The 12,974-nt window shown below is 63.1% G+C and carries 10 protein-coding genes and 2 riboswitches; of the genes, 4 read left to right on the forward strand and 6 right to left on the reverse strand.

The window, feature by feature from the left end:
• Window positions 1-245 precede the first annotated feature (245 nt).
• The 4 genes from J1G35_RS22410 to cobW are packed head-to-tail and all read right to left on the reverse strand — an operon-like array spanning window position 246 to window position 6,762.
• Window positions 246-884 carry a VWA domain-containing protein gene (locus tag J1G35_RS22410; RefSeq protein WP_262417376.1) on the reverse strand — a complete coding sequence of 213 codons (639 nt, stop codon included), beginning with the start codon at window positions 882-884 and terminating at the stop codon, window positions 246-248.
• A 53-nt stretch (window positions 885-937) separates the two neighbouring features.
• Window positions 938-1,936, reverse strand: coding sequence for an AAA family ATPase (locus tag J1G35_RS22415; RefSeq protein WP_223016037.1), 999 nt, complete (start codon window positions 1,934-1,936; stop codon window positions 938-940).
• Window positions 1,936-5,697, reverse strand: a complete 3,762-nt coding sequence (cobN, locus tag J1G35_RS22420; protein WP_223016038.1) for a cobaltochelatase subunit CobN — start codon at window positions 5,695-5,697, stop codon at window positions 1,936-1,938. Before cobN ends, J1G35_RS22415 begins: the two co-directional genes overlap by 1 nt.
• A 3-nt stretch (window positions 5,698-5,700) precedes the next feature.
• Window positions 5,701-6,762 (reverse strand): cobalamin biosynthesis protein CobW, encoded by a 1,062-nt coding sequence (gene cobW / locus J1G35_RS22425; protein ID WP_223016039.1) that lies wholly within the window; start codon window positions 6,760-6,762, stop codon window positions 5,701-5,703.
• Window positions 6,763-6,854: 92 nt separating this feature from the next.
• Window positions 6,855-7,055, reverse strand: a riboswitch (cobalamin riboswitch).
• A 42-nt stretch (window positions 7,056-7,097) separates the two neighbouring features.
• A riboswitch (cobalamin riboswitch) is annotated at window positions 7,098-7,303 on the forward strand.
• A gap of 96 nt (window positions 7,304-7,399) precedes the next feature.
• Between cobW and J1G35_RS22430 the strand changes: the two genes are divergently transcribed.
• From J1G35_RS22430 to cobM, 4 genes are all read left to right on the forward strand, one after another.
• Window positions 7,400-7,588 carry a CbtB-domain containing protein gene (locus J1G35_RS22430; protein ID WP_027606475.1) on the forward strand — a complete coding sequence of 63 codons (189 nt, stop codon included), beginning with the start codon at window positions 7,400-7,402 and terminating at the stop codon, window positions 7,586-7,588.
• Window positions 7,589-7,599: 11 nt separating this feature from the next.
• Window positions 7,600-8,304: a CbtA family protein gene (locus J1G35_RS22435; RefSeq protein ID WP_053134990.1), complete on the forward strand. Its 705-nt coding sequence runs from the start codon at window positions 7,600-7,602 to the stop codon at window positions 8,302-8,304.
• Window positions 8,301-8,693, forward strand: a complete 393-nt coding sequence (locus J1G35_RS22440; protein ID WP_223016040.1) for a cobalamin biosynthesis protein — start codon at window positions 8,301-8,303, stop codon at window positions 8,691-8,693. The genes J1G35_RS22435 and J1G35_RS22440 overlap by 4 nt, the downstream gene beginning before the upstream one ends.
• Before the next feature lie 70 nt (window positions 8,694-8,763).
• A complete protein-coding gene (gene cobM, locus J1G35_RS22445) occupies window positions 8,764-9,510 on the forward strand; it encodes a precorrin-4 C(11)-methyltransferase (protein WP_223016041.1) in 747 nt (248 codons plus the stop codon).
• 444 nt (window positions 9,511-9,954) lie between these two features.
• On the opposite strand, the gene nfuA is transcribed toward cobM, so the two are convergent.
• Both nfuA and J1G35_RS22455 read right to left on the reverse strand, forming a co-directional pair.
• On the reverse strand, window positions 9,955-10,539 hold the full coding sequence (gene nfuA / locus J1G35_RS22450; protein WP_017136914.1) for a Fe-S biogenesis protein NfuA: 585 nt from the start codon (window positions 10,537-10,539) through the stop codon (window positions 9,955-9,957).
• A gap of 93 nt (window positions 10,540-10,632) precedes the next feature.
• Window positions 10,633-12,924 carry a fatty acid cis/trans isomerase gene (locus J1G35_RS22455; protein WP_223016042.1) on the reverse strand — a complete coding sequence of 764 codons (2,292 nt, stop codon included), beginning with the start codon at window positions 12,922-12,924 and terminating at the stop codon, window positions 10,633-10,635.
• Window positions 12,925-12,974: the final 50 nt, after the last annotated feature.

A 12,974-nucleotide genomic window follows, 5' to 3' on the forward strand; every position in this document is an offset into this window, starting at 1 on the left:
GCGGCGAGGTCGCGTTCGGTGCTGGTGAATTCGATGTGATAGGCGAAGGGTTCGCTTAGGCGTTCCTGGCCTTCGAAGGCGAGGACGTCCAGCGAGGCAGTAACGTTGCGCACCCATAGGGTGTGTCGGCTGTGATCGAAAAAAACGCTCGGTAATACGCTGGAAGTCATCCCTTTACTCCTGAACGCGAAAGAGCTCAGAGAGTAAAGATTTGTTATCGGCGAATAATGTCGGAAGATTCGACTTTACAAGAAGGGCGCTTCCTGAATCTGCTTGAGCGTCGACAGGCTATCGATATGTCGATAATCCAACTGCAACCCAGCCGCCAACTCCTGGGCCCGCCCCAGCCTGATCGGCCCGCGCTCTATATCCACCAGCAACCCTGCACACGCCAATAACGGCAACCCGGCGATGTCCTTCAGCCGCCCATCCGTAATCACCAGCACACGCTGCTGCTCAGCCGGATACCGCTTGCGTCGCGCCACCAACCAATGCTGCGCCTCGGTCAGCGCCGCCAGCAACGGCGTACCACCGCCCGCACCCAGCTGATCCAGCCAGCCCGCCAGGCCTTTCGCTGCTTTCAACCCCTGTACCTGCCACTTCGGCGCCTGCCCGCTGGCCGTCAGCAATGCCATACGTGCGCGCTGTCGATAAGCATCGTCAAACAACTGGGCGAGCAAGCCCTTCGCGTCGGTTAATGCACGATGCCGCCGGGTGGAGGCCGACGCATCCACGATCACCAGCCACAACTCATGGGCCGAACGGCTGCGCAGGTGGTAGCGCAGCTCTTCACGGGAGTGCGGTCGGCCACCGAGCAAGGTGCCCGGCCAGTTGATCGAACCCTGCTGCGCACTGCGCGCCTTGCCCTGCCTGCCGTTGTCCAGTCGCCCCGCCTTGGGCCGGGCATCCGCCCCCGCGTCAGGTCGGGGGCGAACGCCTAGGGCTTTTTTGGCCAGGTAGGCACGTCTCGGCGAGTGCCTGTGGGCAGGGCCGGCGCGGGCATGTCGCCCCATTGGCCTTGGCCTGGCGACGTGTCCGAGGGTGTCGGTGACTGCCCTTGATGGGGTGGGCTGGCCGGTGGGGATTGCTCTTGGCGACGGTGACGCAAGGCAAATTCCGCCACCGCTTCGATGTCTTCTTCGGCAATTCTATCCGCGCCCCGCCACGCCGCGTGGGCCCGGGCGCCGCGCAGCCAGACCAGGTCAGCCCGCAAGCCGTCGACACCTGCGGCAAAGCAACGCTCGGTGATCTGCGCCAAGGCCTGATCATCCAGTTCGATACTGTCCAACTGCGCCCGCGCCTGGGTGCAGCGCTCACGCAACGCCGCCTGTTGTTCGGCCCACTGCGTGCAGAAAGCGGCGGGGTCGCTGTCGAAATCCAGGCGGCGCCGGATGATCTGCCCACGCTCGGCCGGCACCGTCTGCCCGCTCAGCGCCACGTTGAAACCGAAGCGATCCAGCAGTTGCGGGCGCAACTCGCCCTCCTCCGGGTTCATCGTGCCGATCAGTACAAAGCGCGCCGAATGGCGATGGGAGATGCCGTCGCGTTCGATCAGGTTGGTGCCGCTGGCGGCGACGTCGAGCAACAGGTCCACCAGGTGATCAGGCAACAAGTTGACTTCATCCACATACAACACGCCGCCGTCCGCCTTGGCCAGCACGCCAGGGGAAAACTGCGCGCGGCCTTCGCCCAGCGCGGCATCCAGGTCCAGGGTACCCACCAGGCGCTCTTCGGTGGCGCCCAGCGGCAAGGTGACGAACTGCCCGCTGGCCAGCAGATCCGCCAAACCACGGGCCAGGGTGGACTTGGCCATGCCGCGTGGGCCTTCGATCAGCACGCCGCCGATCTTCGGGTCGATGGCGGTCAGGCACAGCGCCAGTTTCAGCTCATCGGCGCCGACCACGGCGGACAGTGGGAAATGCGGAGTATCAGTCATCAGCTGTCTTCTTCTATATCCAGCAACAGGTTTTCCAGCGCCTCGCGGTACGCCCCCGGTTCCTGCCACAGGCCACGCTGCTGGGCTTCGAGCATGCGCTCGGTCATGTCGCGCAGCGCTGCGGGGTTGTGCTGCTGCACAAACGCGCGGGTGTCAGGGTCCAGCAGGTAGGCGTCGGCAAGCAAAGCATATTGATGATCGTCTATCAGCGCCGTGGTGGCGTCGAAGGCGAACAGATTGTCCACGGTCGCGGCCATTTCGAACGCACCTTTATAGCCATGGCGCTTCACCCCTTCGATCCACTTGGGGTTGGCGGCGCGGGAACGGATCACCCGGTTCAGCTCTTCCTTCAAGGTGCGAATCCTGGGCAGGTCCGGCTGGCTGTGGTCACCATGGTAGCTCGCGGCCTTGTCGCCACTCAGGGTTTCCACGGCGGCGAGCATGCCGCCCTGGAACTGGTAGTAATCATTGGAGTCGAGCAGGTCGTGCTCGCGGTTATCCTGGTTCTGCAACACCGCCTGCACCTGGCTCAGGCGCTGGGCGAACTGCTCGCGGGCGGCGGTGCCTTCATCGGAACCGCCATAGGCGTAGCCGCCCCAGTTCAGGTAGACCTCGGCCAAGTCCTCGCGGCTTTGCCACAGACGCCCGTCAATGGCGCCCTGCACGCCGGCGCCATAGGCACCGGGCTTGGCCCCGAAGATACGCCAGCCGGCCTGTTTCGCCGCTGCTTCGTCATCCAACCCGGACGCCAGCAACGCCGCCCGCTCACTGCGCACCTTGGCGGCCAGCGGGTTCATGTCGTCCGGTTCATCCAGGGCCGCCACCGCTTGCACCGCCGCGTCGAACAGGCGGATCAGGTTAGCGAACGCATCACGAAAAAATCCGGACACGCGCAGCGTGACGTCCACGCGCGGGCGGTCCAGCAGGCTGATCGGCAGGATTTCAAAGTCATCCACCCGTTGACTGCCGGTGGCCCACACCGGCCGTACGCCCATCAGCGCCATGGCCTGGGCGATGTCGTCGCCACCAGTGCGCATGGTGGCCGTGCCCCACACCGACAGGCCGAGTTGGCGCAGGTGGTCGCCGTGGTCCTGCAGGTGCCGCTCAAGAATCAGGTTGGCCGACTGGAAGCCGATGCGCCACGCGGTGGTCGTGGGCAGGTTGCGCACATCGACGGTGAAGAAATTACGCCCGGTCGGCAGCACATCCAGGCGCCCGCGGCTTGGCGCGCCGCTTGGCCCAGCCGGCACAAAACGCCCGCCGAGGGCATCCAGCAAGCCGCGCATTTCCGCCGGGCCACAGGCGTCCAAGCGCGGCGCCACGACGATGCGCAGGCTTTCTATCACTGCCTTCACATCCTCCCAGCCAGGCTCTTCAAGTTGCTCGACCGGCCCTTCCAGCGCCTGCTCGATCAGTCGCGCAGCGTACAGTTCCAGGCGCTCGCGAGTATCACCGGCGGTACGCCACAACTGCGTATCGATCGTCTGCAACACCGCCGGGCGGCGCCCGGTCCACGGTTCGGCCAGGGCGCAGTCCAGCGGGTCAAAGTCCAATTCGAAGGCTTTGGCCACCACGCGCAGCAGGCTCGATTGCGGGCCACGGCCATCGCCACGGGGGATACGCAACAAGGCCAGCAAGGTGTCGATCCGCAAGCGACCCTGCGGCGACTCGCCAAAGATATGCAGGCCGTCGCGAATCTGCGATTCCTTCAAGTCACACAGGTAGGTGTCCAGGCGCGGCAGCCAGATCGCCGCATCGGCGTCGCCATCCAGTTCAAGCTCCTGGTCGATGCGGGTTTCGCGCACCAGTTTGAGGATGTCTTTTTGCAGCTCGCGGGCCCGGCGTGGATCGAGCAGTTGGGCTTCGTAGTATTCGTCTGCCAACAGCTCAAGGTCGCGCAGCGGCCCGTAGGTTTCGGCGCGGGTCAGCGGCGGCATCAGGTGGTCGATGATCACCGCCTGGGTGCGCCGCTTGGCCTGCGCGCCCTCGCCCGGGTCGTTGACGATAAACGGGTAGATGTTCGGCAGCGGCCCCAGCAGCGCATCCGGCCAGCAGTTTTCCGAGAGCCCCACGCCCTTGCCCGGCAGCCATTCCAGGTTGCCGTGCTTGCCCACATGGATCACGCCATGGGCGCCGTAGGTGTGGCGTAACCAGAAGTAGAACGCCAGGTAGCCATGGGGCGGCACCAGGTCCGGGTCGTGATACACCGCGCTGGCATCCACCTGGTAACCCCGGGCCGGCTGGATACCGACGAAGGTCAGACCCAGGCGCAGGCCGGCGATCATCAGGCGGCCGTCGCGGAACATCGGATCGTTTTGCGGCGTGCCCCAACGCTCCAGCACCGCCTGGCGATTGGACTCAGGCAGGCGCTGAAACATCGCCTCGTAGTCATCCAGGCCCAGGCTTTGATGGCAGGGGCGCAGGTCGAGGCTGTCGAGATCGTTGGTGACACCGCCGAGCAGATCATGGATCAGCGCAGTGCCGCTCTCGGGCAGTTGATCCGGCACCGGATAACCTTCGGCCTGCAGGGCGCGCAGGATATTCAGCGTGGCAGCCGGGGTGTCCAGGCCCACGCCATTGCCGATGCGGCCGTCGCGGGTCGGGTAGTTGGCGAGGATCAGGGCGATGCGTTTATCCGCATTCGGCACCCGTGCCAGCTCGACCCAACGGCGCGCCAGTTCAGCGACGAAATCCATGCGTTCGGGCGCTGCGCGGTAGCACACCACGTCCGACTGGCTGCGCTCGCTGCGCCAGGCCATATCCTTGAAGCTGATCGGCCGGCTGATAATCCGCCCGTCCAACTCGGGCAAGGCAATGTGCATCGCTAGGTCGCGCGGGCCAAGGCCTTGCTCGCTGGCCTGCCAGCCCGGCTGGTTATCCTGGGCACAGATCGCCTGGATCACCGGGATATTGCGGCGAAACGGGCGCAGATGCGGGGCTTCGGGGCTGGATTGGGCAAAACCGGTGGTGTTCAGGATCACCGCCGCGCCGACCTCATCCAGCAGGTCCTCGACCACCGTCAGGCAGCCGGGTTCTTTCAAACTGGCCACCGCCATCGGCAACGGGTTAAGGCCCGCCGCCTGCAAGCGTTGGCAGAACACATCGATAAAACCGGTATTGGCCGCCTGCAAGTGCGAGCGGTAGAACAGCACCGCTGCCACGGGCCAATCCGCGTGCCAATCGGTCTGCCAGTCATTGAGGCGAGGGTTGGCTTTGTGCGGGTGATAGATCGCGGTGCGCGGCAAGGTCTGCGGCTCCGCCCACGGGTAATCGCGGTCCAAGTAGCCGCTGGCCAGGCAGCGGAAAAAATCCAGCGCGTTAGCGAGACCGCCCTGGCGCAGGAAGTGCCACAGGCGGTCGCGCTGTTCGGCATTCACCGTGCTCAGGCCGCTGAGTTCCGGGTCCGGGCGATCATCCCCCGGCACTAGGATCAGCGTAACGCCGCGCTCGGCCAGCTCCACCAGACGCTCGATGCCATAGCGCCAATAACCGATGCCGCCGTGCAGCGAAATCAGGATGACCTTGGCGTGGCGCAGCACTTCATCCACATACAGGTCGACCGACGCATGGTTCTGCACCTGCATCGGGTTGGCCAGGCGCAGGCTGGGGTAATCCTCGGGCAGCTGCTGGGCGGCTTCGGCCAGCAGCGCCAGGCTGGAATCGCCGCTGCACAGGATCACCAGTTCAGCGGGGGTTTGGCCAAGGTCGGCAATATTGTCGTCCGCGACGAAACCACCGGGCTGAGTCCTGAGCAGGTGCATGGGTTAAACGCTGAGGGCAGCGCGCAGTTGCGCTTCGAGGCCCGCCGCGTCCAGCTCCTGGCCGATCAGCACCAGGCGCGTGACGCGCGGTTCATCAGCGCCCCAGGCGCGGTCGAAGTGCTTATCGAAACGCGTGCCCACGCCCTGGATCAGCAGGCGCATCGGTTTGTTCGGGATGGCGGCGAAGCCTTTGACGCGCAGGATGCCGTGCTGAACCACCAACTGGTTCAGGGCGTCGAGCAGCAGTGCTTCGTCGGCTTGCGGCAGGTCGATGGAGATGGAATCGAAGGCATCGTGATCATGATCGTCCTCACCTTCGTGATGATGATCGTGGTGGCTATGGCGAGCATCGATATGTTCTTCGGAACCCGCGCCCAGGCCGATCAATACGTCCAACGGCAGGCGACCGCTGCTGGCTTCGATGATCTTCACCGCTGGCGGCAGTTCTTCGGCGACTTCCAGGCGTACACGGGCCAGTTCTTCGGCGCTGATCAGGTCGGATTTGTTGAGGATTACCAGGTCGGCGCTGGCCAGTTGGTCGGCAAACAGCTCGTGCAGCGGCGATTCGTGGTCCAGGTTCGGGTCGAGTTTGCGTTGGGCATCGACCTGATCCGGGAACGCGGCGAACGTGCCGGCGGCCACGGCCGGGCTGTCGACCACGGTGATAACCGCATCAACCGTGCAGGCGCTGCGGATTTCCGGCCACTGGAAGGCCTGTACCAAGGGTTTTGGCAGGGCCAGGCCCGAGGTTTCGATGAGGATATGGTCGAGGTCGCCACGACGGGCGACCAGTTCGCGCATCACCGGGAAGAACTCTTCCTGCACCGTGCAGCACAGGCAGCCGTTGGCCAGCTCGTACACGCGGCCGTTGGCCTCTTCTTCGGTGCAGCCGATGGAGCACTGCTTGAGGATCTCACCGTCGATGCCCAGCTCGCCGAATTCGTTGACGATCACCGCAATACGACGGCCCTGGGCGTTGTCGAGCATATGGCGCAGCAAGGTGGTTTTACCCGAGCCGAGGAAGCCGGTAACGATGGTGACGGGAAGTTTGGCCAGTGTTTTCATCGGATGCCCTTTGGGGCGGGCATACGGGACGATAGGCCCTGCGGCAGCGCGCAGCAGCAGATTTCGTCACCGGATCACCCCGCCCGGTTGAATTGGAAAATCGGTTACGAGGCAGGTCTCCTGGCTTGGGGCTTGCGGGTCTTGCGACCGGCGCTGGCTGCGCCTTCCCGCCGTAATGGCAGTGGCGTGGCAGTCAGATAAACCCTTCACAGTTGCGGGGGCAGCCGCGGCTTGAACCGCGTTCCCTTCTTAGCTTCGGCGTGGGCCGAAGAACCTCGAAGGTGCAAGGCTACAGGGGCTCGCCGCATTTGACTACCGTCCCCGGCCCATGCTCTCCTACACATCTTGTTTCGGGTGCCCTTCACAGGGTGAAACGGGAAACCGGTGAGTCATAGCCTTATGACGAGTCCGGTGCTGCCCCCGCAACGGTAAGCGAGTGAAGCGTCAGATCCACTGTGCCTGTACGGCATGGGAAGGCGACGCTTTCTAGACCCAGTGTCCCTCGCAAGCCCGGAGACCGGCCCGAATAACATCCAATAACAAACCCGCGGTGGGCGGGCGCTGTTAAAACCCTGCGTGCCTGGCTCGCGGGGTTTGCATGCGCTCGTTTCACCCTGACACCTGAAAGGGACGCGCCATGTCGATCATCAGCAGCACCTCGCACACCGCCAGCAGCTCCGCCACCCTCAGCCAACGCCTGACCGCCGCCATCGGTGCGTCGATCCTCGGCGCGTGCCTGGTGTATTTCGCCGGTTTCTCGCACATCGAGGCGGTGCACAACGCTGCCCACGATACCCGCCACAGCGCCGCGTTCCCGTGCCACTGAGGCCTGCCGACATGATCAAGCGTATTGCACAAACCGCAGGGTTCACCGGCTTGCTGGCCGCCCTGCTGCTGACCCTGCTGCAAAGCTTCTGGGTCGCTCCGCTGATTCTGCAGGCGGAAACCTTTGAAAAAGCCCCGGCCGCGACCGAAGTCGTGCACGAGCACGCCGCTGGCGCCGCTGCACACTCCCACGACGCCGAAGCCTGGGAGCCGGAAGACGGCTGGCAGCGCGTGCTGTCGACCACCGGCGGCAACCTGGTGGTGGCCGTCGGCTTCGCCCTGATGCTGGCCGGCCTCTACACCCTGCGCGCACCGACCCGCACGGCCCAAGGCTTGCTGTGGGGCCTGGCCGGTTACGCGACCTTTGTGCTGGCGCCCACCCTGGGCCTGCCACCGGAGCTACCGGGCACTGCCGCCGCTGACCTGGCGCAACGGCAAATCTGGTGGATCGGCACCGCTGCCTCGACGGCTGTGGGTATTGCCCTGATCGTGTTTGGTCGCAACTGGCTGCTGAAAGTCCTGGGCGCGGCGATCCTCGTGGTGCCACATGTGATCGGCGCGCCGCAGCCGGAAACCCATTCGATGCTGGCTCCGGAAGCCCTCGAAGCACAGTTCAAGATCGCTTCGCAGTTGACCAACGTGGCGTTCTGGCTGGCCTTGGGCCTGATCAGCGCCTGGCTGTTCCGCCGCAACCGCGACGATCAATACTCGGCATGACCCTGGTGGTCGGCCTGGGTTGCCAGCGGGGTTGTGATGTAGACACCCTGCTGGACCTGTTCGACAGCGCCCTGGCCGAGGGCGGGGTCGAGCGCCAGCGTGTCACCGCACTGGCCAGCATCGACCGTAAACAGAACGAGCCAGGGTTACTCGCCCTGGCCCGACTGCTCGACCTGCCCTTGCAGTGCTTCAGTGCCGGGCAACTGGCCGTTTACGAAGACCGGCTGAGCCACAAATCGGCGGTCGCGTTTGCCCATACCGGCTGTTACGGCGTCGCCGAAAGTGCCGCCCTGGCCCTGGCCGAACAGCTCTGCGGCGGCCCTGCCCGCTTGTTGATCACCCGCCAGAAAACCGCCCAGGCCACCTTTGCATTGGCCTGCGCCGGCTAAAATCCCGATAATCGCCCTTCCCGATCATGAGCAATCTTCATGCTCGCCCGCTTTTGCACAGGAATTCTCCATGACCGTCTACTTCATCGGCGCCGGCCCCGGCGATCCGGAATTGATCACCGTCAAAGGCCAACGCCTGATCCGCAGTTGCCCGGTGATCATCTATGCCGGCTCGCTGGTGCCGGCGGCGGTGCTGGAAGGTCATCAGGCGAAACAAGTGGTCAACAGCGCTGAACTGCACTTGGAACAGATTATCGAACTGATCAAGACCGCCCACGATAATGGCCAAGACGTGGCACGGGTGCACTCCGGCGATCCGAGCCTGTATGGCGCGATTGGCGAGCAGATCCGTTATTTGCGTGAGTTGGGCATCCCCTTTCAGATCATTCCCGGCGTCACGGCGGTGGCCGCCTGCGCAGCCTTGCTGGAGACCGAACTGACCCTGCCGGACATCGCCCAAAGCGTGATCCTGACCCGCTACGCCGATAAAACCAGCATGCCCGCCGGGGAAGACTTCCACAGCCTGGCCCGGCATGGCACGACCATGGCGATTCACCTGGGGGTCAATCATCTGGAAAAGATCGTCGCCGAACTGCTGCCGCACTATGGCGCGGACTGTCCGATTGCCGTGGTGCACCGGGCGACATGGCCGGATCAGGATTGGGCGGTCGGCACGCTCAGCGATATTGCCGACAAAGTCGCCGCCAAGGGCTTTCGGCGCACGGCGCTGATTGTGGTAGGTCGGGTACTGGCGAGTGATAGTTTCAGTGAGTCGTCGCTGTATCGGGCCGGGCATGCGCACCTTTATCGACCTTGATTATTTACTTCACGAACAACCTATAACGCATTGATTCAAATGAATAAATACAATAAAAAACGTGGGAGGGGGCTTGCCCCCGATGACGGTGTGTCAGCCTGCTCATGAGTCGACTGAGGCACCGATATCGGGGGCAAGCCCCCTCCCACATTTGACCTTCCTTGTCAGGGAGATACAGTCAACATTCGAAATTGATTTTTTAATTCACACATCATCAGCAACACGCTGATTTAACTGAATAAATGCAAAAAAATGTGGGAGGGGGCTTGCTCCCGATGGCGGTGTTTCAGCTTCCTCATGGGACGACTGAGGCACCGCTATCGGGAGCAAGCCCCCTCCCACACTTAATCCTCCTTGTCAGATAGATCGCATAACCGCTTGAATTTTAATAATAAAAAACGGCGCTCACGGGCGCCGTCTTTTTGTTCGCAGTGAACGCCTTACTCAGTAGTAGGCGTTTTCTTTCTGCGTGTGGTCCGTCACGTCACGGACGCCCTTGAGCTCCGGAATACGCTCCAGCAGGGTCCGTTCGATGCCTTCACGCAAGGTCACGTCCGCCTGGCCGCAGCCCTGGCAGCCGCCGCCGAATTTCAATACGGCGATCCCGTCTTCCACTACGTCGATCAAGCTGACCTGACCGCCGTGGCTGGCCAGGCCCGGGTTGATCTCGGTTTGCAGGTAGTAGTTGATGCGCTCGTTGACCGGGCTGTCAGCGTTGACGTTCGGCACCTTGGCGTTAGGCGCCTTGATGGTCAATTGGCCACCCATACGGTCGGTGGCGTAGTCAACCACGGCATCGTCCAGGAAGGCTTCGCTGAAGTTGTCGATATACGCGGTGAAGCTTTTCAGCCCCAGGGCGGTGTCTTCAGGTTTCTCTTCACCTGGCTTGCAGTAGGCAATGCACGTCTCGGCGTACTGGGTGCCAGGCTGGGTGATAAAGACGCGGATGCCGATACCCGGGGTGTTCTGCTTGGACAGCAGGTCAGCCAGGTAATCGTGGGCGGCGTCGGTAATGGTTATGGCAGTCATGGAAACTCCTCACAGGCTTGCCGGCAGTTTACGCCAAAATATTACGCAGGTACAAAGTCCGAGTAATTTTGTCGGAAAAGACTCTCGCTCCCGTCAGAGGTTTTCATAGCGGTTCATATCCAGCACCCCTTCTTCCACGGGTGTGGTCTCGCGGATGTACACGGACAAATCGTGGAAATACTGCCAGAACAACGGGTGGCTGCGGCGCACGCCCCAGCGATCGACGATTTTCTCAAAGCGGTTGGCGTCCTTGGCCCGCTCCATTTCGGCGACAAACTCGGGGACTTCCCGCGCCGGAATATTGAACATGAAGTTCGGGTAGCTGCTGAGCACGCCTGGGTAGATGGTCAGCGTGTCCAGGCCCGGCTGATAGCGATAGGCCTCGCCTAACAGAAACGCCACGTTACTGTGGGCGCGGTTGCGCAGCATGCTGTAGACCACACGCTGGCCGCTGGCGGTTTCGACGCGCAGCATCGTGGCTTCGGGCAACTGGTCGATCACCTTGAGCCCCGCCGCCGGGCGTGAGGTCAGGCGACTGAGCGCCTGCTCCGCGCCCTGCAACTCCGAGTCGACGCCATCACGGGAGCAGTACGCCCCGGCGCAACGGTTGATCGGGTCCGGGCTGACGTTCAGGTCGCCGTAGCGAATGAGCAACTGATTGGCGAAGTCACGCTTCGGGTCTTTTTTATCCAGATGCAGGCCCGTCGGCTTGTCGTCATCAATGGCCTCATAGTCCAGCCACAGCTTGAGCTTGCCGCTGTTCTGGTACCAGTCATCCATAAAGTCGTCGCGGCTGTTGGCCGGCATCAGGCGCAGAAAATTCTGCTCGGCGCCGTTACGGATCAGGTCGAAGTACAGGCGGGTCTGGGCCTGGTGCGACACGTTGCCGAACACGTCGAAGTTGACCGCCAACTGATAATAGGTGCGCTCCAGCAGCGGGTAATCGAACAGCCACATCGTCTGCGGCACCTCACCGATCAGGCCTTTGTTGACCGAAGCGCTGTCGAAGTGGCGGAAGATGCTCAGCAAAGCATTGTCGTTGCCCGCCCACACGCTCGACCAACTCGGTGGCGGCAGGTCGGCGTAGCTGTCACGGCGCAGCGCCTCGTATTCATTGCGCTTGTCACGATAGGCCAGCCACAGGCTCAGCACGCTGCCCACGTCGTCGTTCTGCCCCGGCATCGCCAGCAACGGCGTGGCCTGGCCGCGATAACGCGCATCGGTGATGTACAGGTCATGGTCCGGGTCCTGGAACAGAGTCCAGAAATTATCGCGGATCACGTCCGTGGCGATCTGCCCACGGCACACCGGCCCGCGAATAAAGGTGCGTACGAAGTATTCGGCGTTATCGAGCATGAACTGGTAACGCGCCTTGGCCGGGATCGCCTCGAACGTTTCAAATGGGTTGGCTCGACGGCCCGGCCCGTAGCCCGGCAAGGCGTTGACCTGCCAGTTTCCGGCGTAGAACAACGCTTTTATACGTGCCATTTTCTCGGCACTGAACGGGTAAGTGATGTGGGTTTTATGCACGATCACGCCCTGCACCGGCCACAAACGGTAGTACACGCGGGTGCCTGGATCATCGTTGGGTCGGCGCGTAGCAATCAGGTCGATCGGCTGGCCGCTCGGCGTGCGCGAACGCACCCACTGGAAGAAATGCCCCGGCTCGCCGCCCTCGAAATAGATGTGGGCCAGGAACAGATGCTCGAACAACCAGCGCGCGACCAGGCTCTCCCGGGCGCCGGGCTGGTTGAACAGGTTTTCCCATTGCTGCACCTGCAGGGCTTCCCTGGCGCTCGGCGCCAAGCCCTGCGCATCGATCGGTGCGCCGGACGCCAGCCAGCGTTGCAAGGTCTGGTATTGCTGGTCGGTCAGGCCGGTGACCGCCAGGGGCATGCCTTCCTTGGGATGGGCGCCGGCATAGGCATTGAATTCACCGGGCGTGGCGCACATGTTTTCGCGATTCAGGCCCAATACGATCTCTTCGGGCAACTTGGCATTGGGCTTGAGCGCTGCGCTATGCCCCAGTTCCAGCATGCGCGCCATCAACGCGGCCTGGCTGCCCTGGGCGTCGAGTACTGAATAGAAGCCCTTCTGCTGCCAGGCCTGCTGGCCGAAGGCGTCATAGAACAAACGGGTGGTGGGCGTGGCCTGGCTGCGCTCGCCGTCGTACACCCGCATCTTGCTGGCGCCCCGCGCCGCGCCCTCGGCACTGCCCAGGTTGAGCTGGCAGGCAGAATCGTAGCAGGCATGGCAGGCCACGCATTTCTCGGTGAAGATTGGTTGGATGTCGCGGGTATAAGAGATCGCCGAAGCGGGACCTTCCGCCAGAGCGGTACTGGCTATCAATGCCAGGACGGCGCTGACGATAAGACGAAGTGACATGTATCCGGTCCCGATTCAATGCGTGCGATTAAAAGTGGCGGTGATTCTAC

Source organism: Pseudomonas sp. SH10-3B (genome assembly GCF_019891415.1).
Lineage (GTDB): Bacteria > Pseudomonadota > Gammaproteobacteria > Pseudomonadales > Pseudomonadaceae > Aquipseudomonas.

Excerpts from the sequence above, each read along its gene's own strand:
- J1G35_RS22415 (WP_223016037.1), bottom strand. The coding sequence starts at position 1,936 with ATGACTGATACTCCGCATTTCCCACTGTCCGCCGTGGTCGGCGCCGAT.
- cobN (WP_223016038.1), bottom strand. The coding sequence starts at position 5,697 with ATGCACCTGCTCAGGACTCAGCCCGGTGGTTTCGTCGCGGACGACAAT.
- cobW (WP_223016039.1), bottom strand. The coding sequence starts at position 6,762 with ATGAAAACACTGGCCAAACTTCCCGTCACCATCGTTACCGGCTTCCTC.
- J1G35_RS22430 (WP_027606475.1), top strand. The coding sequence starts at position 7,400 with ATGTCGATCATCAGCAGCACCTCGCACACCGCCAGCAGCTCCGCCACC.
- J1G35_RS22435 (WP_053134990.1), top strand. The coding sequence starts at position 7,600 with ATGATCAAGCGTATTGCACAAACCGCAGGGTTCACCGGCTTGCTGGCC.
- J1G35_RS22440 (WP_223016040.1), top strand. The coding sequence starts at position 8,301 with ATGACCCTGGTGGTCGGCCTGGGTTGCCAGCGGGGTTGTGATGTAGAC.
- cobM (WP_223016041.1), top strand. The coding sequence starts at position 8,764 with ATGACCGTCTACTTCATCGGCGCCGGCCCCGGCGATCCGGAATTGATC.
- nfuA (WP_017136914.1), bottom strand. The coding sequence starts at position 10,539 with ATGACTGCCATAACCATTACCGACGCCGCCCACGATTACCTGGCTGAC.
- J1G35_RS22455 (WP_223016042.1), bottom strand. The coding sequence starts at position 12,924 with ATGTCACTTCGTCTTATCGTCAGCGCCGTCCTGGCATTGATAGCCAGT.